This window comes from bacterium (genome assembly GCA_028820935.1).
GTDB lineage: Bacteria > Actinomycetota > Acidimicrobiia > Spongiisociales > Spongiisociaceae > Spongiisocius.
The window spans coordinates 101,459-123,754 of record JAPPHZ010000036.1; the positions used below are offsets into that span (position 1 = coordinate 101,459).

17 protein-coding genes and 1 pseudogene are annotated in these 22,296 nt (G+C 67.7%); 10 read left to right on the top strand and 8 right to left on the bottom strand.

From position 1 onward, the window contains the following. Positions 1-81 precede the first annotated feature (81 nt). A complete protein-coding gene (locus OXM57_10855; GenBank protein MDE0353177.1) occupies positions 82-723 on the bottom strand; it encodes a thiamine diphosphokinase in 642 nt (213 codons plus the stop codon). Further along, positions 724-2,148, bottom strand: coding sequence for a hypothetical protein (locus OXM57_10860; protein MDE0353178.1), 1,425 nt, complete (start codon positions 2,146-2,148; stop codon positions 724-726). A gap of 63 nt (positions 2,149-2,211) precedes the next feature. Between OXM57_10860 and OXM57_10865 the strand changes: the two genes are divergently transcribed. The 9 genes from OXM57_10865 (at position 2,212) to OXM57_10905 (ending at position 12,125) form a co-directional block, all read left to right on the top strand. Further along, positions 2,212-2,847: a NifU family protein gene (locus tag OXM57_10865; GenBank protein ID MDE0353179.1), complete on the top strand. Its 636-nt coding sequence runs from the start codon at positions 2,212-2,214 to the stop codon at positions 2,845-2,847. A 308-nt stretch (positions 2,848-3,155) separates the two neighbouring features. Then, a complete protein-coding gene (locus tag OXM57_10870; protein ID MDE0353180.1) occupies positions 3,156-4,973 on the top strand; it encodes a putative DNA binding domain-containing protein in 1,818 nt (605 codons plus the stop codon). A 110-nt stretch (positions 4,974-5,083) separates the two neighbouring features. Beyond that, positions 5,084-6,139, top strand: coding sequence for a PstS family phosphate ABC transporter substrate-binding protein (locus tag OXM57_10875; GenBank protein ID MDE0353181.1), 1,056 nt, complete (start codon positions 5,084-5,086; stop codon positions 6,137-6,139). A gap of 125 nt (positions 6,140-6,264) precedes the next feature. Beyond that, positions 6,265-7,203: a phosphate ABC transporter permease subunit PstC gene (gene pstC / locus OXM57_10880; GenBank protein MDE0353182.1), complete on the top strand. Its 939-nt coding sequence runs from the start codon at positions 6,265-6,267 to the stop codon at positions 7,201-7,203. Beyond that, positions 7,200-8,567: a phosphate ABC transporter permease PstA gene (gene pstA, locus OXM57_10885; GenBank protein MDE0353183.1), complete on the top strand. Its 1,368-nt coding sequence runs from the start codon at positions 7,200-7,202 to the stop codon at positions 8,565-8,567. Before pstC ends, pstA begins: the two co-directional genes overlap by 4 nt. A 56-nt stretch (positions 8,568-8,623) precedes the next feature. Beyond that, on the top strand, positions 8,624-9,415 hold the full coding sequence (gene pstB / locus OXM57_10890) for a phosphate ABC transporter ATP-binding protein PstB (GenBank protein MDE0353184.1): 792 nt from the start codon (positions 8,624-8,626) through the stop codon (positions 9,413-9,415). Beyond that, the gene (gene phoU / locus OXM57_10895) at positions 9,412-10,101 is read left to right on the top strand and encodes a phosphate signaling complex protein PhoU (protein ID MDE0353185.1); all 690 of its coding nucleotides are present in this window, start codon (positions 9,412-9,414) and stop codon (positions 10,099-10,101) included. Before pstB ends, phoU begins: the two co-directional genes overlap by 4 nt. After that, the gene (locus OXM57_10900) at positions 10,098-10,793 is read left to right on the top strand and encodes a response regulator transcription factor (protein ID MDE0353186.1); all 696 of its coding nucleotides are present in this window, start codon (positions 10,098-10,100) and stop codon (positions 10,791-10,793) included. The genes phoU and OXM57_10900 overlap by 4 nt, the downstream gene beginning before the upstream one ends. Before the next feature lie 108 nt (positions 10,794-10,901). Next, positions 10,902-12,125 (top strand): ATP-binding protein, encoded by a 1,224-nt coding sequence (locus OXM57_10905; protein MDE0353187.1) that lies wholly within the window; start codon positions 10,902-10,904, stop codon positions 12,123-12,125. A 414-nt stretch (positions 12,126-12,539) separates the two neighbouring features. On the opposite strand, the gene OXM57_10910 is transcribed toward OXM57_10905, so the two are convergent. Continuing rightward, positions 12,540-13,925, bottom strand: a complete 1,386-nt coding sequence (locus OXM57_10910) for an NAD-dependent malic enzyme (protein MDE0353188.1) — start codon at positions 13,923-13,925, stop codon at positions 12,540-12,542. A gap of 107 nt (positions 13,926-14,032) precedes the next feature. Between OXM57_10910 and polX the strand changes: the two genes are divergently transcribed. Next, positions 14,033-15,844 (top strand): DNA polymerase/3'-5' exonuclease PolX, encoded by a 1,812-nt coding sequence (gene polX, locus OXM57_10915; GenBank protein ID MDE0353189.1) that lies wholly within the window; start codon positions 14,033-14,035, stop codon positions 15,842-15,844. Between the two features lie 63 nt (positions 15,845-15,907). Here polX and OXM57_10920 read toward each other — a convergent pair. The 5 genes and pseudogenes from OXM57_10920 to OXM57_10940 all read right to left on the bottom strand — a co-directional run bounded on the left by OXM57_10920 (position 15,908) and on the right by OXM57_10940 (position 22,296). Then, positions 15,908-16,684, bottom strand: a pseudogene (locus OXM57_10920) (alpha/beta hydrolase). Positions 16,685-16,759: 75 nt separating this feature from the next. Then, complete coding sequence (locus OXM57_10925) at positions 16,760-17,755, bottom strand: alpha-ketoacid dehydrogenase subunit beta (protein MDE0353190.1); 996 nt, start codon at positions 17,753-17,755, stop codon at positions 16,760-16,762. 11 nt (positions 17,756-17,766) lie between these two features. Continuing rightward, positions 17,767-18,735, bottom strand: a complete 969-nt coding sequence (locus tag OXM57_10930; GenBank protein MDE0353191.1) for a thiamine pyrophosphate-dependent dehydrogenase E1 component subunit alpha — start codon at positions 18,733-18,735, stop codon at positions 17,767-17,769. Between the two features lie 60 nt (positions 18,736-18,795). Continuing rightward, positions 18,796-20,568 carry a 1-acyl-sn-glycerol-3-phosphate acyltransferase gene (locus OXM57_10935; protein MDE0353192.1) on the bottom strand — a complete coding sequence of 591 codons (1,773 nt, stop codon included), beginning with the start codon at positions 20,566-20,568 and terminating at the stop codon, positions 18,796-18,798. A gap of 81 nt (positions 20,569-20,649) precedes the next feature. After that, positions 20,650-22,296, bottom strand: a complete 1,647-nt coding sequence (locus tag OXM57_10940) for an AMP-binding protein (GenBank protein ID MDE0353193.1) — start codon at positions 22,294-22,296, stop codon at positions 20,650-20,652.

A 22,296-nucleotide genomic window follows, 5' to 3' on the forward strand; every position in this document is an offset into this window, starting at 1 on the left:
AGCGGAACTCACCCGCTCCCTTGGCGGCCGATTGTCAGTGTCCTCCCCGATCTGCACCATTTACTGACCAGTGACCACTTACTACTCGAGACGATGGTTGAAGACGGCCAGGACGGCGCCATCGGCTACCTCGATCTCGACCTCCTCGCCCAGCGCGACGTTGCTGATTCCCAGCGAGCTGTGGATTGGGAGCGAGGCATCCCGGAGCGGCCATCGGGCGTGCCGGACATGCACCCCGCGGGCTTCGCTCCCGATCGGGATGAGGCTGAAGACCTCCCCCTGCGTGGTGGGAATCGATCTGCTCCCCCGGACGACGTAGGCCGTTTCCCGCTCCATGACCCAGCTAACCGCAACGTGGCCGGCTGCCGGGCTCCCGATTACCCCGACGTTGCCCAGCAGATGGTCGAGACGCCCGCGGCCGCCGCCCACGAAGACGATCTCGCTCGGATCGTGGCGGAGCGCGACCTCGAGCGCCAACTCCAGATCGGTGGCGTCCTTGTCAGCGGGGTGGCCCTCGATGACCGTCTCGTCATCGAAGACCCGCTCCAGGGCGCTTCGGGATATCGAGTCGAGGTCGCCTACCAGGATGTTGACGGTCACGGCACCGGCGGCTGCGATATCGGCGCCGGAATCGGCGGCTATGACGAGGTCGGCCGGCCCGAGGTTGCCGATCCGTTCCGGCGAGACCGGATCACCCCCGACGAAGACATGGACGACAGCCACTCAGGCTCCCGGCGAGAAAACGGCCATGGAGCCGGCGCCCAGGAGGACGGGGCGCTCCTCCTCGAGGAGCTGGAGGAAGACGAAGTCGTCTCCCAGGTCGGAGGCGGCATACACGAAGGCCGAGCTGTCCGGCGCCCAGAGCGTATGGCTGTGGCCGTATTGGTTCCAGAATGGGATGTAGCTGCGCAGGAAGTTCTCGGTGGGGGCGATGCCGGGGTATGAGGTGATGGCGCCGTCCTGGTACACGTCCATCGAGAGCCGGCTCGCCTCGTTGATTCCGAGCAGGAGGATCTTGCTGCTGTCGGGGCTCCACTGCCAGGCCACCGTGTTGGGGGCATCGAGCTCCGCTACCTGACCGCTACCCGGCTCCACCAGGTACATGGAGGTGGGGCGGGCCAGGTTGTGGAGCGAGTAGGCCACCCGTGTTCCGTCGGGTGACGCCGCGAATGCGAAGAAGCCGGCCCCCGTTCCGATGACTTCGATTTGACCGCTTACCAGGTCGTGGATCACCAGTTCGTCCTGGGGTTCCTCGCTCTGGTCCCCGGCGGGACGCACGTACAGGATCGAGCGGCCGTCGGGCATCCAGGACGGTGCCTGATAGGCCGACCAGACGAAGTCGAAGGCGGCTATGCGGGTGATCTCTCTGGAGGACAGGTCGAGGATGTGGAGGTGCGAGTTGTCGAGATGGGCCAGCATCCGCGAGCTGTCCGGCGACCAGTGGAAGTAATAGGAATTGGCGGAGTCCACCATCGTGACCGTCCCGGTGTCCAGGTCGAGGACTGCCAGAGCAACCTGGGCATCAGCGTTTCCCAGCATTGCCACGAAGCGACCGTCCGCGCTCCAGTGGATGTAGAACACCACGAACGGGGTCCCGTAGGCGGTCAGGGATCCGTCGGCTCCAGGACCGACGACTATCCAACTCCCAGCGCTCGAGGCTCTCGAAAAGGCCACCATCCGGCCGTCCGGCGACCAGCTGGGCTGGGCCAGGTAGCCATCCGCCGTCTCCACGTACAGCTCGTTCCGCTCGGCCCCGGGACCGAGGACGGTCACCCCCTCGCCCAACCGCCCGTCGACCAGCACCGGGCCCGTTAGCGCCTCGATCCCCCGGTCCGACAGCTCCGGCGCGGCCGGCATGGTCGTCGTGTCGGCTGCCGAGACGGTCGTGGCGACGGTCCCTGTCGCGGCGGGCGCGGTGGTGGCGGTGGTCGTTGCGGCTCCTGTTTCGGCGCCGGCCGGTAGGGAGGTGGCAGCCGTGGCGGCGCCGTCCTCCGCTGCTGCGACGGTGGTCGCCTCCGTGGAAGGACTTCCCTCGAATACGACCTCGTTGCTCGAGGTCGAGCAGGCCGGGCCTAGAGCCATCATCGCTGCGACGAGGGCAAGCATTCCTGGTCGCCACGATCGGGCCGCGCCTGCTCGGAGGCTCATGTGTGGACTGTACCCGACTCGCCACGGCAACGGTTGGCCGGACGGGTGGCTACCCTTGCGACCATGACTATCAACGCATTGATGAACTTCAGCGCCGAAGCCCTCGAGAGGATCATCGAGATCCGTGACCAGGAGCCGGGCGAAGAGGAGTACGGCCTGCTGATCGAGATAACCGGCGTCGAGGGACTCCAGTTCGGTTACTCGTTGTCGTTCGTCCCGCTCGGCGAGGCGGAGCCGTCCGATCACGTGGAGCGCCACGGCGACCTGGCGGTCGTCATCCCGGCTGCGGACACCGAGAACATGACCGGCGCCCGGCTGGCCATGTCGTCGAACCCGATGACCCCGGGGTTGGCCATCGACAACCCGAACAACCCGTCGCCGGACATTCCGGACTTCGACGCAGGGGATCTGACCGGGCCGATCGCGGAACGGGTCCAGCAGGTCCTCGACCACCAGGTGAACCCGGCGATCGCGGCCCACGGAGGCCAAGCCAGCCTGGTGGGCGAGGAGAACGGTGTGGTCTACCTCCAGATGGGTGGAGGATGCCAGGGTTGCGGGATGGCCGCCATGACCCTGCGCCAGGGAATCGAGCGGATCCTGCGGGAGGCCATCCCCGAGATCGTCGAGATCGTGGACATCACCGACCACCAGGGCGGCGAGAACCCCTACTACGCGGCATCCCACGCACATTCCCACTAGGCGCCCGCTCAGGCTAGGCCAAGCCTGACGTAACGTTCCTGAAAACGCCTCCGGCCTGGAGAATCCTCAACAAGCGCGGAATGCGCTGCGAGGCGGCGCCCCTGGGACGCGGAGGCGAGCGGGTCGCCTGTCACGTCGCCGCGCCGGTCTTAGAGCCGATCGGGCGGGTCGATCCATCCACATATTCACTGTCAAAAACCCAGGAGAAATCCCTGGCCACCGTTTCATCTGTCTTTTTAGACCAGAAAATGTGGTAAAGTGCTGGCAGACCTGCCCAGCCACATTTTCAAGACCAGAGCGAGGGTGCGATGTCTACAGGATTCGGAGCTTCGGCCGCCCTTGATGACCAGATCCAACTCATGCTCGATCTCTTGGCGCAAGGTCGCCCTCCCGCGGAGATCGAAACGGCCCATGTGGACGTCAAAGAGGAGCCCGGCCGTCGCGACCGGCGCGGCAAGTCCCTGCCGGCAAGCCGCGAGAACGAGGAGGCTGCCGGGTACCTCACGGGCGAAATGGCCTGCATGGCCAATACCCCCGGGGGTGGCGCGATCATCTTGGGTGTGTCCGACGACGGTGTCAGGATCGGCACAGGGCTTGATCCGGAGTGGCTCCGCCACCGCATATTTGAACTGACACAGCGCAAGCTGACCGTCTCTGCCCGACCCTTGATGTTGGACGGCTGCCGCTTGCTGGTGCTGTCCACGCCCGAAGCTTGGGAGCCGATCCCTTACAGGGGTCGCTATCGCTGGCGTTTGAACGACAACTGCGTTGATGTCGATTTCACATCGTGGAATGACAGGCGGCTCCTTCGCGGAGGCTTCGATTGGTCGGCCCAGCCGTCATCTCACTCACTGGCCGACGTCAAGCAGACCGCTGTCGACATCGCCAGGCGGTACATGCGCGAGAACGGCAACGGTAGTGGTGACGGCGGCCATCTGGCGATGGCGACGAGTCAGGACATGATCCGCCGTCTCAACCTTGTGGACGCAGACGGCCGACTGACCAACGCAGGATCGCTGCTCTTTGTGGGAACTCCCGAGATCGGAATCGACTACGTTCGGCGGGAGGTCCCCGGTGGCGACAGCACGCATCGCGTGCCCCGTGCCGGTCGGCCTTGGTCGAGCGCCTTTAGCGAGGCGTTCGGGCCGTCCTTCAGCCGGGAGGAGGTGGGGCGCCGCCCGTTGCTAGAACAGTTCGCCGCGGTGGAGCAGGCGATGGACGTGGCGAACGCCGTGGTTCATGTGCCGGACGGCTTCGCGGCGCATCAGATCGACTCCATCCCGCTGAGAGCCATGAGGGAGGCGCTGGTCAATGGCATCGTCCACCGCGACTGGAACTCCCCGCAACCGACGACCGTCGAGCATGTCGGGTCCGTCCTGACTGTCACCTCGCCGGGGGGCTTCGTCGGAGGGGTCGCCCCCTCGAACATCATCACGCATCCTGCGGCGCCCCGCTATAGAAGTCTCGCTGAGGCCATGGCGGCTATGCGGTTGGGCGAGCGAGAAGGGATCGGCGTGGACCGCATGACGGCGGACATGCTCTCTCTGGGTCACCCACCGCCGGTCTTCTCGGAGGTTGATGGCCCGTACGTGCGGGTCGCGCTGGTCGGCGGCAAGCCGGATCTGGAGTGGCTCCACTTCATCGGCGGGCTCGAGCCCTCCTCGCGGGGTGATCTGGACCTGCTGCTTCTCGTGAACTGCCTGATCGACCGCGGCTGGGCCGATGCCAACTTGGCGGCTCCGGTTCTGCAAAGACCTGTCCAGGAGACGTTGTCGATAATCGAGCGGGTTGCTGATCGAGTTCACATCGACGGAAGGCCGATCATCGAGAATGTTCACGGCATTCCCGAGGGTCACCCGCCTGCCCTCCGGCTGTCGGACGGTGCCCGCAGGCAATTCGTCCGCAAGCTCGAGCGATTCGCCACGCGCGCCGGACGGGAGTCGGTGATGCTGGACTACGCCCGGGCGAGGGGACGCATCTCCTCGACCGAGGCCGGCGACCTGGCGGGTGTCACCGCGTCTCACGCCGCCCAGATGCTTGCCGCGCTGGCTGATGCCGGGCACCTGGTGGGGAGCCGTCCCAACCGGCGGGGCCGCGGCTTCCACTACCTGCCAGTGCGGACGTGAGCACGTTTCCGATTGCTGGGCAAGGTTTACCTCGCGTTCACCCTGGAAGACCGGTCCCTTAACCCTGACGGCTTAGCGTTCCCTCCGGATTGAGGGTTCAGAGAGCATGGATGCCGATCGGCAACGTATGGCGCCCGCTCGCGCTCGTCGCGTTTATGACGCTGGTTGCCGCGGCATGCGGTTGGGGACCCGACTACAGCCGCGTAACCACCATCGCCACCACCCTCCCTACCCAAGGGGCATCCTCGCACGGTGGTGGTTCGGCGTTGTCCGGCAGCCGTGGTTTGCCTCCGTCCGATCCGTTGTCCGTGTCCGGGGACATCGTCGTGGCCGGTTCGTCGACAGTGTTCCCGCTGGCGGAGGCGATGGCGGCGCGGTTCGAGGATGAGGGCTATTCGGGCCTGATCACCGTCGATTCGATCGGCTCGGGCGCCGGGTTCGAGCGGTTCTGCGTGGCCGGCGAGTCGGATGTATCGAATGCGTCCCGTCCGATCAAGGAAGCGGAGGTGGAGCAGTGCCGGGCGATCGATCGGGAGCCGATCGAGTTCCGGGTGGGGACGGATGCCTTGGCGGTGACGGTCTCGCCCGGGAACACGTTCGCAACCGATCTGACGGTTGCGGAGTTGGCGGTGTTGTTCTCGACGGCGACGACTTGGCAGGATGTTCGCGCCGGGTTCCCGGCGAATCCGATCCAGCGGTTCATCCCGGGGACGGACTCGGGAACGTTCGACTACTTCGTCGAAGAAGTGTTCCACGAGGATGAGGGTCCGATCCTGGGGGCCGGGAATACGCAGTTCTCGGAGGACGACAACGTGTTGGTCCAGGGCATTTCGGGGGATGGGTGCGATCCGTCGAATGCCGCGACCACGTGCGCGGTCGGCTTCTTCGGGTATGCGTACTACACGGAGAACGGCGATCTGTTGAGGGTGCTGGATGTCGAGGGCGTGGAGCCGACCACGGACTCGGTGAATGCGAATACCTATCCGCTGGCTCGCCCGTTGTACATGTACTCGACGGCTTCGATCATCGCGGAGAAGCCGCAGGTCGGGGCGTTCCTGAACTTCGTGCTCCAGTTCGTGAACGAGGAGGTCGGCGAGGTCGGGTACTTCCCGGCGCCCGACAGCGTCCTCGACAGCGCGGCCACCGAACTCAAAGCGGCCTTGTAGGTGGGTACCGGAAAGATGTCCGGTTGGCACGATTCTCGCAACACGGGATCCGGCGAGGTGGATAGTCGCGGCCACCGAGGGGAGACGGAACCATCGCGACGCGACTGACATCGGAGGCTTCGCCGATGGCCGGTTCCTTGCGCAAGAGGCGGCGGCCGGGCGAGGCGGCGATACGTGGGCTGCTCTTCATCGCAGCCGCCCTGTCGATTCTCACCACCGTGGGCATCGTCTTCGAGTTGGGGAAGGAGGCCCTGCTCTTCTTCAGGTCGGAGGAGGCGTCGCTGGTCGAGTTCCTGTCCTCCACGCAATGGCAACCGGCCATTCTGGACTTCGGCATCTGGCCCCTGGTCCTGGCCACGCTGACCACCTCGGTCACGGCCATGGTGGTGGCGCTGCCGGTGGGTCTGGCCACCGCCATCTACCTGAGCGAGTACGCCACCCCCCGGGTGAGAGGCACCATCAAGCCGGTGCTCGAGATACTGGCCGGCATCCCGACGGTGGTCTACGGCTACTTCGCCCTCACCTTCATGACCCCGCTTCTCAGGTCCATCCTGGGGGTGAGCGTGGTGGAGATCTTCAACACGGCATCCGCCGGGATCGTGGTGGGCATCCTGATCATCCCGCTCGTCAGCTCCATGTCCGAGGACGCCCTCCACGCGGTGCCGATGTCGCTCCGGGAGGCCTCCTACGCGGTAGGGGCCACCAGGTTGGAAGCCTCGCTGCGGGTGGTGCTGCCGGCTGCGCTCTCGGGTATAACGGCGGCCTTCGTGGTCTCGATCTCCCGGGCCATCGGCGAGACCATGGTGGTGGCGATAGCGGCCGGCGCCGGGCCCAAGAACTTCACGTTCGGCGCCGACAGCCTGTTCGGCTACATCCTGAACCCGTTCGTGGCGGGCGAGACCATGACCGGACACATCGTCCGCATCAGCGGCGGTGACCTGAGCTACAACTCGATCGACTACAACTCCATCTTCGCGATCGGGCTGGCGCTGTTCGTCATCACCCTGACGCTCAACGTCCTGAGCCGCCGTTTCGTGGCCCGATTCCGCGAGGTCTACGAATGACGGCGTCCGGTACGGAAGTGGACAGCGGGTCCTCCGACCTCCTGCGAACTTCCGCGCAGATGAGGCGCCGGCAGCGCCGGGGACTCGTGGCGAAGTTCGCACTGCTGGGCGCCCTGATGGTGGCGGTGGCGGCGCTGGTGACGCTGATCGTCACCATCCTGAACTCGTCATTCGGCCTGGTGGCGGTTGAGAACGAACGCTCCCCGGGTGAGCTGGTAACCGGCCTCGGATACCCGGAGGGCACCGCCCTCGGCGACCTGACCAAGGAGGATCTGGTAGCGCTCCTCGAAGCCGAGATCTCGACCAACCTGGGCCGCCGGTTCGAGCGGGAGCAACGCTTCTTCGGCGACCGGATGGTCTTCGAGGATCTGTACGTGCTCAACGACCTGTGCATGACGGACGATCCCCCGCCCGCCTGTTACCTGCCCGCCCGGAGCCATTCCCAGGTCGAGGCGCTGGTGGTGGAGCGGGTGGTGGAGCCCACCATCGTCGGCACCTGGTCCTTCTTCTCGTCCGTGTTCAGCCGTCACGAGGTGGAGGCCTACGCGGCGCAGAAGTACCCCGGCGCGGAACTGGAGTTCCGATCCTGGCTCTCGTGGGACTTCGTGGTCAATCCGCAGTCGCCGGAGCCGGCCATCGCCGGGATCCGCACCGCCCTGCTCGGGTCGCTCTGGGTGGTGCTGATCACCCTGGCCTTCTCCTTCCCCATCGGGGTCGGGGCCGCCATCTACCTCGAGGAATATGCGCGCGAGAGCCGCCTGAACGCCATCCTGCAGACGAATATCAACAACCTGGCCGGCGTTCCGTCGATCATCTACGGGATGCTCGGTCTGGCGATCTTCGTCCGGACCCTGGAGGCCATCACCAGCGGCTCGTTCCTGGGGACCGGCAGCGAGGCGACCGCCAACGGCCGGACCATCGTGTCGGCCGGCCTCACGCTCGGCCTGCTGATCCTGCCGATCATCATCATCAACGCCCAGGAGGCGATCCGGGCCGTACCGGGCTCGCTGCGCCAGGCGGGCATGGCGCTGGGTTCCACCAGATGGCAGACGGTGCGCTCCCACGTTCTCCCCAACGCCCTTCCCGGCATACTGACGGGAACCATCCTGGCCGTGGCCAGGGCGCTCGGGGAGACAGCCCCCCTCGTGGTGGTGGGTGCGTCGACCTTCATAACCACCGATCCGAGCGGGCCGTTCTCGAAGTTCACGGTGCTGCCGATCCAGATCTACCAGTGGACGAGCCGGCCTCAGGACGAGTTCCGCAACATCGCCGCGGCCGCCATCCTGGTGTTGCTGGTGCTGCTCCTCACGCTCAACACGGCGGCGGTGATCCTTAGAAACAAGTATTCTCGGAGGACAGCATGACGACCGTGGGCAAGCCTGAGGTGAACGAGAAGAAGCGCGTCAACCTGAACGTGCCGATGGGAACCACGACCGGATCGGACCTCGAGACCGTCGCCATGGAGGCGGTGAACCTCAATGCGTTCTACGGAAAGTTCCGGGCGGTCAGGGACGTCAACCTGTCGTTCCGGGACAGGCAGATCACGGCCCTGATCGGACCGTCCGGATGCGGCAAGACCACCCTGTTGCGGACCCTGAACCGGATGAACGACCTGGTTCCGGGCGCCCGGGCGGAGGGCGAGGTCCGGTTCCACGGGCAGAACATCTTCGACGCGTCGGTGGATCCGGTGGAGTTGCGTAGGCGAGTGGGAATGGTCTTCCAGAAGCCCAATCCGTTCCCGAAGACCATCTACCAGAACGTGGCCTGGGGCGCCCGGATCAACGGTATGAAGCAAGACCTGGACGGCCTCGTGGAGCATTCTCTCCGCCAGGCCGCCCTCTGGGACGAGGTCAAGGACAAGCTCGACGAGAGCGGCTACTCCCTGTCCGGCGGCCAGCAACAGCGTCTCTGCATCGCTCGCGCCATCGCGGTGAAGCCCGAGATCATTCTGATGGACGAGCCGACTTCGGCGCTCGATCCGGTTGCGACCCTGCGGATCGAGGAGCTGATCCAGGAGCTGAAGGTCAACTACACGATCATCATCGTCACCCACAACATGCAGCAGGCGGCGCGGGCCTCGGACCACACGGTGTTCCTCAACATGGACTCCGACCGGGCCGGGTACGTGGTGGAGGCGGGGACCACGGGCACGCTCTTCACCCGGCCCGCGAAGCAGGAGACCGAGGACTACATCACGGGTCGGTTCGGATGACCGAGTTCCGGAGCCTGTTCCATTCCGAGCTCAACCAGCTCGAGGTCCTGCTGCTCGACATGTCCGAGCTGGCGGAGGTCCAGATAAACAACGCGGTGGAGGCGTTGCTGCAGGGCGATGCGGAGCTGGCCCACCAGGTGGTGCTGGGGGATCGCGAGATCGACCAGCTCTACGTGGAGGTGGAGCGGCGCTGGCATGAGGTGATGGCCCGCCAGACCCCGGTGGCCTCGGATCTGCGGCTGATGTCGCTCATCCTCCAGGCCGGGCACAGCCTGGAACGGATGGGCGACCAGGCATCGAACATAGCCAAGATCGTGGAGGCGACCTCAACTCTCCCCACCAACAGGACCATCCTGTTGCATATCCGGGAGATGCGGTCGATCGTGGTGCCGATGGTGGAGACGGCCATGGAGGCGCTCGTCAAGAGGGACCTCAATCTCGCCCTCCGGCTGCCGGAGCTGGACGATCCTGCGGACTGGTTGAACCGCAACATGTGGAAGGAGGTGGCCGCCTGCGCGTCCAATCCCGAGATGCTCGAATGGGCGGTCCACATGATGCTGGTGTCGAGGGCCCTGGAGAGGGTCGGCGACCGGGCGGTCGACATCGGCGAGCAGGTGGCGTTCCTGCTGACCGGCGAGCAGCACGAGTTCCCCGAGGGCTGGGTAACGGCTCCCGGTTCGGTATGAACGGGACGTCGATCCTGGTGGTCGAGGACGAGGAGACCCTCGCGGAGTCGCTCCGCTACAACCTGATCCGTGAGGGTTACGAGGTCACGGTGGTCGATGACGGCCGCATGGCCCTCGACACCTTCCGGGCCAAGGCCGCCGATCTGGTGGTTCTGGACCTGATGCTGCCCGGGCTGGGCGGGTTCGACGTGCTGAGGCAGATCCGGGCGTCGTCCGAAGTCCCGGTGGTGGTGGTCACCGCCAAGGATTCGGAGCCCGATGTGGTGGCCGGCCTCGAGCTGGGCGCCGATGACTACGTCACCAAGCCGTTTTCGATGCGCGAGCTGATGTCTCGGATCAGCGCCAACCTTCGCCGGGCCTCCCGGGGTGTCCACCCTCCCGACTCCCTGGTGCTGGAGGGCGGGCCGGTGGCGCTCGACGTGGATCGCCATGAGGTCCGGGTCAACGGCGAGTTGGTCGCCTTCCGTCCCAAGGAGTTCGATCTCCTGGAGGCGTTGCTCCTGCGCAAGGGCAGGCTGGTCCATCGCCAGGTCCTCCTGGAGGACATCTGGGGGGTGCCCTTCTTCGGCGACCCCAAGACGCTCGATGTGCATATCCGTCGCGTGCGAGAGAAGATCGAGGATGATCCCCGCTCTCCAGAATGGATCGTCACGGTCCGGGGCCTGGGATACAAGTTCGTCGTTGAGGGCTGACACGAGGGGCGCCCCCCGGCCAGGGCCCGCAGCGATTCGACCGTGGCCCCCTTCCGGACCGTTCTCCTCCCCGCCGCGACCGCTCCACCCACCCGGAGGCCGTGACTGATGGCCTCTCCGGCCCCTCCACGCGCCCGCCGTATCGGTCCGGCGCTCGCCCGGTGGGCGGCATCGGCGAGTCTGGCGGCGGCCGGCATCGCCGCGGTGCAGGCGCCTCCGCCATGGCCGTGGGTAGGCATAGGGGCGGTGGCGCTGGGGGTGGTCTCGTTGATGCTCCAGTACCGGATCCATCGGCGGGAGCGGAGCGTTGCCGAAGCCCTGATCGAGGAACTCGAGGCGGAGGGGCTGGAGATGTCGAGGAGCCGGGACCTGTACGGATCGCTCCTTTCCGCGCTGCCGGTGGGCGTGGTGGCCGTTCAATCAGGCCAGGCCGTGTACGCCAACCCGGCCGCCATCGAGGTGCTCGGGGACCGGGTGACCCAGGCAGGCGCACCCATGCCGGGCGCGGTGCGGGAGGTCATGGAGGAAGCGGTCGCCGGCCGGTCCTCGTCGGGCCGGTTCTCGCAGGGACTGCCCCGCCGGGTGATGGAGGTTGCGGCCCTACCCGTCGGAGAGGGTCTGGTGTTGCTCCATCTGTCCGACATAACCGAGCGTTCCCGGATCGACCGGATGCGCCAGGACTTCGTGATCGCGGCGTCACACGAACTCAAGACCCCGGTGGCGGCGATCAAGGCGGCGGCCGAGACGGTCCTGCTGGCGCTCGAGGATGACCAGGATGTGGTGTCCAGTTTCTCGGGACGCATCCTCGACAACGCGGTCCGAATGTCGAGGACCGTCTCCGACCTCCTCGACCTGTCCCGTCTGGAGTCGGGCATTCTGCCGTTGGAGGCCTGCGACCTGGCGGAGGTGGTGGGAGAGGTGGTGGAGCGGTTCGTCACCGCACGCCCCTCGATCGAGTGGGATGCCGAGCCGACCCTGGTGATGGGTAACCCCTCCTACCTGGCGCTGGCGTGCCGGAACCTGCTGGAGAACGCGGTGCGCCACACCCCCGATGACGGCCGGATCCGGGTGGCGATGGGCACCGCCGACGGGGAGGCGACCGTGGTGGTCACGGACGACGGAACCGGTATTCCCTCGGACGAGCTGCCCCGGATATTCGAGCGTTTCTACCGGGTCGACGCGGCGCGCTCGCGGGCCACCGGCGGGACGGGTCTCGGCCTGGCGATCGTCAGGCACGTGGCCGACCTGCACCATGGCCGCATCGAGGTGGAGAGCAGGCTGGGGCAGGGTTCCACCTTCCGGCTTCGCATCCCGGTTCGCCCCCCTTCGTAGCGCAGACCTTCTCGCACCGCCGGGTCCCGAGTCCCTCCTGTCCTGTACGGCCTCCGGGCTCCTGCCGGTACACGGAGGCCGATCCGGGGTGGCCGCCTGTTCCTCCAGAGCCCGGCCTCCGCCGCAACAGTCGACGCTTTTTCGCGAGGTCGGACGGGGGGCGAAATGTGTCATACCCCTCCGATACGTTGTCTATTGCCAAGCACCTACACCGGCCGATGCGTCTACCGATCGGAACGGCCGGCCCGGAGGGAACACACGGGGCTTCAATGGAGCGAACCGCCGACCCGGCAGCCGGCCGGGCATGGCCGACCACGCTCCGAACCAGGACAGGTGGTGGTGGGGGAGGGCCCGGTGCGGGGCACCGTTGCGGCGGCGCGATTTTCGCGCTCTTGGGGACGGATCAGGGCCGGCTCAGGTGTTGGCGGCCGACTCCACCGCTTCCGCCACCCGTTTCACCACGCCGGGGTTGAACACCGACGGGATGATGTAGCTGGCGTTGATCTGTTCGGGTCGCACCACCGAGGCGATGGCGCGGGCGGCGGCCACCTTCATGGCCTCGGTGATCTTCGTGGCGCGGGCGTCCAGGGTCCCGCGGAAGACCCCCGGGAAGGCCAGCACGTTGTTGATCTGGTTGGGGTAGTCGGAGCGGCCGGTTGCCACCACCGGTGCGTACTCGCGCGCCACCTGGGGATCGAACTCGGGGTCGGGATTCGCCAGCCCGAACACGATGGGATCGGGCGCCATACGCCGGATCTCCCTGGCGTCGAACAGGTCGGGGCCGCTCACGCCCACGAACACGTCCATGCCTTCCAACGCCTCGAGGATGCCGCCCTTGCGGTTCTCCCGGTTGGTGTTCTCCCTCAGCCAGATCTTCGAAGCGTCCGTCAATGTGCGCTCCTCGCTGATGATGCCGCCCCGGTCGAGGGCCACGATGTCCGCGATGCCGGCCGCCTCGAGGAGCTTGGCGACCGCCACGCCGGCCGCGCCGGCCCCGCTCATGGCCACCTTGACATCGCCCATCTCCTTGTTCACCACCCGCAGGGCGTTGGTCAGGGCGGCCAGGACCACGATGGCGGTACCGTGCTGGTCGTCGTGGAAGACCGGGATGTCGAGCGACTTGCGGAGCCGGTCCTCGATCTCGAAACAGCGCGGCGCGGCGATGTCCTCGAGGTTTATACCCCCGAATACCGGCGCCAGCATCTCGACCGCCCGCACGATCTCGTCGGTGTCCTGGGAGTCGAGACAGATCGGCCAGGCGTTGACGTTGGCAAAACGTTTGAACAGGGCGGCCTTCCCCTCCATGACCGGTAGGGCGGCCACCGGCCCGATGTTGCCCAGTCCGAGCACGGCGCTGCCGTCCGTGACGATGGCCACCGAGTTCCCCTTGACGGTGAGGTTGCGGGCATCCTCGGGCCGCTTGGCGAGAGCCCGGCTGACCCGGGCCACCCCCGGCGTGTAGGCCATCGAGAGCTGGTCGCGGTTGCGGAGCCGGATCCGGTTCTGGACCTCGAGCTTCCCTCCCAGATGGAAGAGGAAGGTGCGGTCCGAGACCTTGTGGACCGTGACCCCCTCGACCGCGGCCACCGCATCGGTGATCTGGTCGGCGTGGTCGTCATCGCGGGTGTTGGCGGTGACGTCCAGCACCAGCCGGGTGGCTTCGAACTCGACGAAGTCCAGCGCCGTTACCACCCCGCCGGAGGTCCCGATGGCGGTGGTGATGCGGCCGATGGCATGCTGATCGTCGGGCGGGGCGTACAATCGGAGGGTTACCGAATACCCCGCGCTGGCCAGTGTCATTGTGTTCCTAAGGTTGTCCTCGGCGCCGGGCCCGTTCGTTTCTGACGGGTTCCGGAGCCGCAAGGTTACTCCCGCCGTCCGCGCCGCCGTCCGGGAGGCTCCGGTCGATGGAGGGCGGCCGATACGATCGACCGCAGGTGCTCCCGGGCCGGGTGGCGGCTGGTGAGGAGGGCCGTCCGGTGACCAATGCCGAGATAGCAGCCGTCTTCGACGAGTTGGCCGCGCTCACGCGGATCGCTGACGGGACTGCCCAGTCGTTCCGGGCCAGGGCCTACGAGTCGGCGACGAAGACCATCAGGGGGCTGCCCCGGCCGGCTGCCGACCTGTCGGCGGCGGAGTTGATGCGGGTTCAGGGGATCGGCAAGTCCACGGCATCCATGATTCGCGAGTATGTCGAGAGCGGCCGGCTTCGCCGCCTCGAGACCCTCCGCAAGGAGTACCCCCCGGCCTTCCAGGAACTGGTCCGCATCCCGGGCCTGGGTCCCAAGCGGGCGGTGACACTGCGAACGGCCCTGGGGGTGGACTCGGTGGAGGCTCTCCTCGTCGCGCTGGACTCCCGGGCGGTACGGGAACTGCCGGGCTTCGGTCGGAAGACGGAGGAGAACCTGCGGCGAGCCATCGACCGGCTCGGTTGGACAGGCAAGGAGCGGCGGACCCCGATACTGGTGGCCATGCGCGAGGCCGAGCGCCTGGTCGCGGATCTGAGCGGGCTGCTCGGCGTGGACCGGGCCGCCTACTGCGGGAGCCTGCGGAGGTTCCGCGACACGGTGGCCGACCTCGACCTGCTGGTGGCTACCTCCGATCCCTCCTCGGTGGCCCGGCGCCTGGCAGGCCGGTCGTGGGTGAGCGAGGTCATCGGCTCGGGCGATACCAAGACCTCGGTGCTGACCCATGCGGGCCTCCAGGTGGATGTCCGCATGGTGCCCGAGCACCAGTGGGGAGCGGCCCTCCTCTACTTCACCGGTTCCAAGGAGCACAACATCCGGCTGCGGAGGCTGGCGATCGAGCGGGGCTGGGTGCTCAGCGAGTACGCCCTCTACGAGTCCGAGACCGAAGCCGTGGTGGCGCAGCGGACCGAGGAGGACATCTACCGGGCGCTGGGGATGGAGTGGGTGCCGCCGCCGATCCGGGAGGATCAGGGGGAGATCGAGGAGGCGCTCACCGGCCGGATGCCCGATCTGGTGGCTGAGAGCGATCTCCGAGGTGACCTGCACGTTCACACCGACATGTCCGGCGATGGGCAGGACTCTCTGGAGGCGATGCTCGACAAGGCCGTCGCCAAGGGGCTGGAGTACATCGCCATCACGGACCATGCCGAGAACCTGGCCATCAACGGGGTCGGGCGGGATGAGATGCTGGCCCAGCGCCGCCGTATCGCCCGCCTTCGAACCCGTTACCCCGGGTTACGGATCCTGCACGGGGTGGAGCTGAATATCGGACGGGACGGCTCTCTGGACTACGACCACGACTTCCTCATGGACTACGACTGGTGTGTCGCCTCCGTCCACAGCCATTTCGACCTCCCGCAGGAGGAGCAGACCGTGCGGGTGATCTCCGCCATGGCGCACCCGGCGGTCGATGTGGTCGGCCACCTCCAGGGACGGAGGATCGGGCGCCGCCCGCCCATCGACCTGGAGGTGGGGGCGGTGCTGGAGGCGGCCGAGCTGACCGGCACGGCCATCGAGATCAATTCCCACCTGGACCGGCTCGATGCGACCGTCGAGGTGCTACTCCAGGCCCGGGGGAGGGACGTGCGGTTCGTCATCTCCTCCGACGCCCACGACACGGGGGAACTGGATCAGACGGCTTGGGGCGTCCTCCAGGCTCGACGAGGCCGGGTGAGCCGCGACATGATCGCTAACACCTGGCCGGTGGACCGCTTCCTCGCCTGGGCCCGGGACCGACGGCACGGACGTTAGGCCGTCCTTCCGGCCGGGCGCCCGGTCCAAGAACTCCGCCACCACCTCCAGCAACAGATGGGGGGCTTCCAGCATCGCTATGTGGCCGACCCCGACCAGCGGCCGGTAGAACCAGTCCGGACGGAGCGCAGCCAACCGCTCCGCCGCGCTGATCGGCACCACCTGGTCGTGGGTGCCGTGGATGAGAAGGGTGGGGGCCCGGACCAGTAGCGCCGTCCGGCGCCAGCGGGCGAAGGGAACGAGGTTGGCGATCACCGATCGGAAGGCCTGCAGGTAGGCGTGCGGTGGCCAGGGCATGGCGTTCCGCTCGGCGGCGACCTGGGCGTGGAGCCGCCTGACGCTGGCCGACATCCGCCCCGGCTCGCCGGCCAGCAGGTCGAGGGCGGTGTCGGTGGTGTGCTCGGGAGTCCCCCGGCGGCGGAGCCAGTTCACGTACATGAGGTTGGCGCCCGGCACCAGATACATCAGCATGGAGGTGATCCAGGCCGGAGGGAGACCCTCCAGGTCGGCGGTCGATCCCGGCGTGTCGATCAGCACCAGGCGGTCCACCAGGTCGGGCCGCTGTCCCGCCAGGATCATGCTGATCATGGCGCCCATCGAGTTCCCGATCACCAGCGCCGGCCCGCCGCCCTGGTGCTCGATGAAGTCGGCCATGAGTCCTGCCTGGGCCTCCATCGAGGCGCTCCGACCGGCCGGAGGGGTGCGGCCGAAGCCGGGTAGCTCCGGCGCCACCACCCGGCCGTAGGCGGTCAGCGGGACGGCCGTCTCCACCCAGTTGACCGCCGATCCGCTCAGACCGTGGACCAGCAGCACCAACTGACCCTCCCCGCCGTACTCCATGCCATGCAGGGGGCCGTGCAGGTCGATCGTGAAGCGTTCCATCCGGTCAGGGTACCCGGCCGCCGAGCGTGCGGATCAGTAGGCGACGGTCTCCCGGATGGCGGCCATGATGTCCTCGGCGCCGGGACGGTAGGCGTCTTCCAGCGGCGGGCTGAACGGCACCGGCACGTCGAGGCCACCCACCCGGTGGATGGGCGCATCCAGGTGCTCGAAGGAGGTCTGGCCGAGATCCGCCGCGATCTCGGCGCCCACCCCGGCCAGCCGGTTGGCGGCGTGTACCACCACGGCCCGGCCCGTCTTGCGTACCGACGCCGTGATCGTGTCGCGGTCGAGCGGTTTCAGGGTGCGGAGATCTATGACCTCCACGGCGAGCTCCGGCGCCAGGCCGTCGGCTGCCGCCAGGGCCTGGCGCACCATCTCGCCGTAGGTGATGACGGTTACGTGATGGCCTTCCCTCGCGATCCGCGCCCGCCCGATCGGGGTGGCGCGGTCCCCCTCCGGAACCTCGCCCCGAAGGCTCCGGTAGAGCGGCTTCGACTCGAAGTAGATGACCGGGTTGTTGTCCCGGATCGCCGCCAGCAGGAGCCCCTTGGCGTCGGCCGGCGTGGCCGGCGCCACCACCTTGAGGCCGGGGGTGTGCACGAACCACGCCTCCGGGTTCTGGCTGTGGAAGGGGCCCGAGCGGATCCCCCCGTCGGCCGGGGCCCGGATCACCCAAGGAACGGCCGCCTGCCACCGGTAATGGGTGGTGGCGGCGTACTGGACGATGGAGTCGAAGCCCGTGGAGATGAAGTCGGCAAACTGCACCTCGATCACGGGGCGGAGGCCCATCAGACCCATGCCGGTGGCGGCGCCGATGAAGGCCAGCTCGGTCATCGGTGTGTTCATCACCCTCCGGGCGCCGAACTCGGCTTCCAGGCCCTTGGTGGCCTTGAAGGCGCCGCCGAAATCGCCTCCGATGTCCTCGCCCATGACCAGGACGTCGGGATCACGTCGCATCTCGGTCGCCAACCCGTCCGTGATGGCCTCGATATAGGTCATGGTGCGGGCGCCGGTCCGGTTGCTGTCCATGCCGGTGTTCCTCAGGCGGCGTACACGCCGTCGGAGACGGTGCCGGGGTCCGGCCACTCGCTCGACTCGGCGAACTCCACCGCATCGGCCACGATCTCGCGGCACTTCTCGGCGACCCGGGCTAGGTATTCGCGGTCGACCAGGCCGCGCGAGGTCAGCTTCTCCTCGTGGAGGAGGAGAGGATCGCGGGCCTTCCATTCGTCCAGGAGATCCTGGGGGACGTATTCGGCGCCGTCGTGGATGGCGTGCCCCAGCATGCGCATGGTTCTGGCCTCAAGGAGGGTCGGCCCGCCTCCGTCCCGAGCCTTGCTCACCGCCGCCTCGACGCTCCGGTAGACCTCCTCCACGTCGTTGCCGTCGACGGTTCGGGCTTCCACCCCGTGAGCGCCGGCCCGAACGGCCAGGCTGTCGATGGCCATCTGCTGGCGCAGCGGTGTCGAGTAGGCGTACTGGTTGTTCTCGATGATCACCACGAACGGGGCTCGCTGCACGGCCGCCAGGTTGAGCGACTCGTGAAACACGCCGGCGCAGGACGAGCCGTCGCCGACGAACGTCAGGGCCACGCGGGGTTCGGAACGGTAGGAGAACGACATGGCCGCTCCGAGCGCCACCGGCATGGACTGGGGGAGGTGGCTGATGAAGCCGATCAGGTTGAGGGACAGGTCACCGCAACCGTGGAGGTTGCTGTCCCGGCCCCGCGTGACCCCGGTGGCCCGTCCGAGCTGGTTGGCCATGAGCCGCCGAGGGGTCATGCCTCTCACCAGGTAGCAGCCCAGGTCGCGGTGCATGGGAGCGACCACATCGTCCGGCGCGAGGGCCATCCCGGCGCCCACGCTTATCGCCTCGTGGCCCCGCTGGTTGAAGGTGGTGCCCACGCCCCGGCCCTGCTTCCACAGCGTCACGAGCTGGTCGTCCATCGTACGGGTGAGCCGCATCCAGTAGTGCAGGTCGATGTTGAGATCGTCAGGGAGCGGGGTCATGGTTTTGATAATAGAGAGTGCGCGGAAAGGCTCGATACCGGGAGAGGAACGCCCGGACCGCTACTGCCCCAAGGTCTTGATGGCCTCCAGGAACCGGCCCAGCTCGACGGCGAGCGCTTCGCGGTCCGGGCGGAGATCCGCCTCATCCGTTGCCACCGGATCATGCCGTGTCGCCATTCTGAGACCTGCCGACAGCAGGGGGAGGGAGGCGGCCTCGGCCGGTATCCGATCCTGGCGGACGTAGGCGAGGCTGCGCTCGAGAGCTGACCGCAGGAAGCCGTTGCGGTCGGATGGCCGACCCCCCGGCTCCTCCGCCAGGCGTCCGGCAACGACCCGGTATGCCTCTAGGAAGTGGCGCAGCGCCCAGGGGGCTCGGTGGGGGCGGAGCCTGTCCAGCGCCGGCCCGGACCCCTCGTCGAGGAGGCGGGTCTCCCAGGCCGGGATGCGTCGGGCGAGCTCGCCGGCGACCTGGCCGGCGAACGCCTCCCGGTCGGGGAGGAAGAAGTCGGTCTCCAGCAGGCCATGCAGCGCCCCAAGCCGGTCGTGGAAGCCGTCGAGCAGGGACCTCCCGGTAGCCCGGCCCGCCGCGGCGAGAGCCACCTCCGCCGCCGCCGGCACCACGTAGTGATGCGCGACGGTGTTGCGATAGAACGAGGCGGCCAGGCGCTGGTCGGGTTCGATCCGGTAGGTCGGTGACGCCCCGCCCGGCCCGGATGCGTCCCGGTCGATGGTCACGATCCCCCGGCGGGCCAGCGTAACGGCGATCCGCTCGATCCCGGCCCGGTCGAGCGTCGCCAGGCCGTCGACGGCGGGCAGCCGCCGGGCCTCGGCATCCCGGACCAGCTCGCCGACCAGTTCTCCGAGCCGGGCCATGGACAGCCCGGGCGGTTCGTGATCTCCGAGGATGGCCGATACCACCAGGGACGTGGCGGTTACGGGCGTGGCCCGGTTGATCCTCGAGCAGATCTCGGTCCCGAGCGCCTCGACCTTGCCGCGGCGGTCGGCTTCCGCGTGGCCGGCGAACAGCTCGGCCATGGACAGCGGCTCGCCCAGGCGGACATGGATGTCGCCGTAGTCCCTGCCCATCCTCAGGATGCTCTTGACCATCCAGATGAGGGTCTCCCGCCGCTTCGTCGCCCCGCGCTGCTCCGCGACGTAGGGCTCGATCTCCTCCACATGGTCGTAGCTGATGGAGACGGGGATCGCATGGATGTCGTCGCACCGGCCGTTCCATATGGCCTCGGCGGCGTACGTGAGCAAGCCGTAGGTGGGGGGCAACAGCTTGCCGGTCCGGCTGCGGGTCCCCTCGATGTACCACTCCACCGGGTGGCACTGCTCCAGGATGTGGGCGAGGTAGGCCCGCAGGACCCGCTTGTAGATGGGGCGGTCACCGATCCGGCGGCGGATGAAGAAGGAACCCGAGCGACGCAGTATCGGCCCGACCAGGAAGAAGTTCATGTTGATGCCGGACGCCGTGTAGTTGGGTGGGCGCCCGTTCCTCCACAGCACGTGGTGCAGGACGGCATGGTCGAGCTGGGACTTGTGGGACGGCAGGAAGACCAGTGGATGGTCGGCGCCCAGTTCCGCCAGCCGCTCCAGGTCGCGGTGGTCGTAGTGGACGTTGCGGTAGTTCCGGCGCCACACCTTGCCGGCCGCCCATCCGCCGAACCCGGCCACCAGCGGCGAGGGGATGGTCCGTATCTCCCGCAGGTACTTCCGGGCGGCCCGCATGGCCTGGCGGTCGGTACGGCCGGTCTCCCTGGCGATCCGGGCCAGGTCGGACCGGAAACCGGAACCGGTAAGGACGCCGAGGCGAGCAGACCGGGGGATCATCCGGCGGTCCCAGACGGGATGGCCGGCACGCGGATGCTCCCGGGAATCGGCACCCTATGGATAATACGTAGCCGGAACCGGCTACCGGCTGCCGGCGGTTCCCGATTCTCGGGCCGCCAGCAGCTTCCGGTTGAGCTTGCCGGTGGTGGTCTTGGGCAGGTTGTCCACGTACTCGATGATGCGCGGGTACTTGTAGGCCGCCACCTGGGTCTTGACCTGCATCTGGAGTTCGGAGGTGAGCCCTCCGTCCCCGGCCTGCCCGTCGGCCAGCACCACCAGCGCCTTGACCACCTGCCCGCGGATCGGGTCCGGGGAGGGGATGACGGCCACTTCCGCTACCTTCGGGTGCCGCACCAGCGCCTCCTCGACCTCGGCCGGTCCGATCCGGTATCCGGCGCTGGAGATCATGTCGTCGTCGCGGCCCAGGAACCGGATGTAGCCGGCCTCGTTTACGGTCGCCTGGTCGCCGGTCATGATCCAGCCCCCACGAAGCCTGGAGGCGGTGGCCTCCGGGTTGCCCCAGTACTCCAGCATCCCGGTGGGATCGCCCGGCCGCACCGCGATCTCGCCTATACCGCCCGCCTCGATGGGGTCGCCGTTCCCGTCGAGCACCGCCACCTGCCGGCCCGGATAGGGGCGTCCCATCCAGCCGGGCACCCCCGGCCACAGCGCCTCGCAGCCACCCACCAGGTGGTTCACCTCGGTGAGCCCGTAGAACTCGTTGATCACCGCACCCAGTTCCCGGTCGCTCCACCTGTGAAGCTCGTCGGCCACCGACTCCCCGCCGCTGCCGATGACCCTCAGATCGAGGTCGTAGGTCTTGGCCGGCTCGGGGACCTGGGCCATCATCTTGAGGGCGGTCGGGGTGAGGAAGGCGTGCGTCACGCCGTTGCGGGATATCACCTCGAAGGCCCGCTCGGCGGAAAAGCGCTGCTGGTCGGCCACCACCGGGTGTCCGAACACCAGGGCGGGAAGGAGGATGTCGAGAAGGCCGCCCACCCAGGCCCAGTCGGACGGTGTGTAGAACACCGTGGACTCGTCGAATCCGATGTTGAAGAAGAGCTTGAAGGTGAGCAGGTAGCCCTCGATGATCCGCTGGGCGTGGAGGGCGCCCTTGGGATGGCCGGTGCTCCCGGAGGTGTACAGCAGCATCGCCGGGTCCTTGGAGGCCGTGTCGACCGGGTCGAACCGGGGCGGGAAGCCCTCCGCCTCGGCCAGCGCCCGCTCGCCCGCGCCTGCCCGCCCGGAGATGATCACGGTCTCGAGGTCTGCCAGGTCGGACCGGACCGAGCGGATGCGGTCGGCGTAGGGCTCGGCCACGACTATCGCCCTCGCCCCCGAGTCCCCGAGGATGTGGCGGTAGGAATCGGGTCCGTAGAGCGCCGACATGGGCAGGACCACCGCCCCGATGGAGTAGACGGCCAGGTGGAGGGCGGCCAGCTCGGCCCCCTGCGGCATGACCAGGGAGACGCGGTCGCCACGCTCCAAGCCGAGCGACACCAGGAAGTTGGCGTAGCGCTTGGCCAGACAGATGAGTTCGCGGTACGACCAAACGTCGCGGCGGCCGTCCGAACGCTCCACGTAGAGGGCGATCCGCCGGCTGTCGGTGGACCAGCGGTCGAAGACCTCGGAGGCGATGTTCATCCGCTCGGGAATGTCCCACTCGAAGCCGTCGGCAATCGTCCGGTAGTCGCCGAAGCCGGCGAGGTCGGTGTCGAAGATACGCAT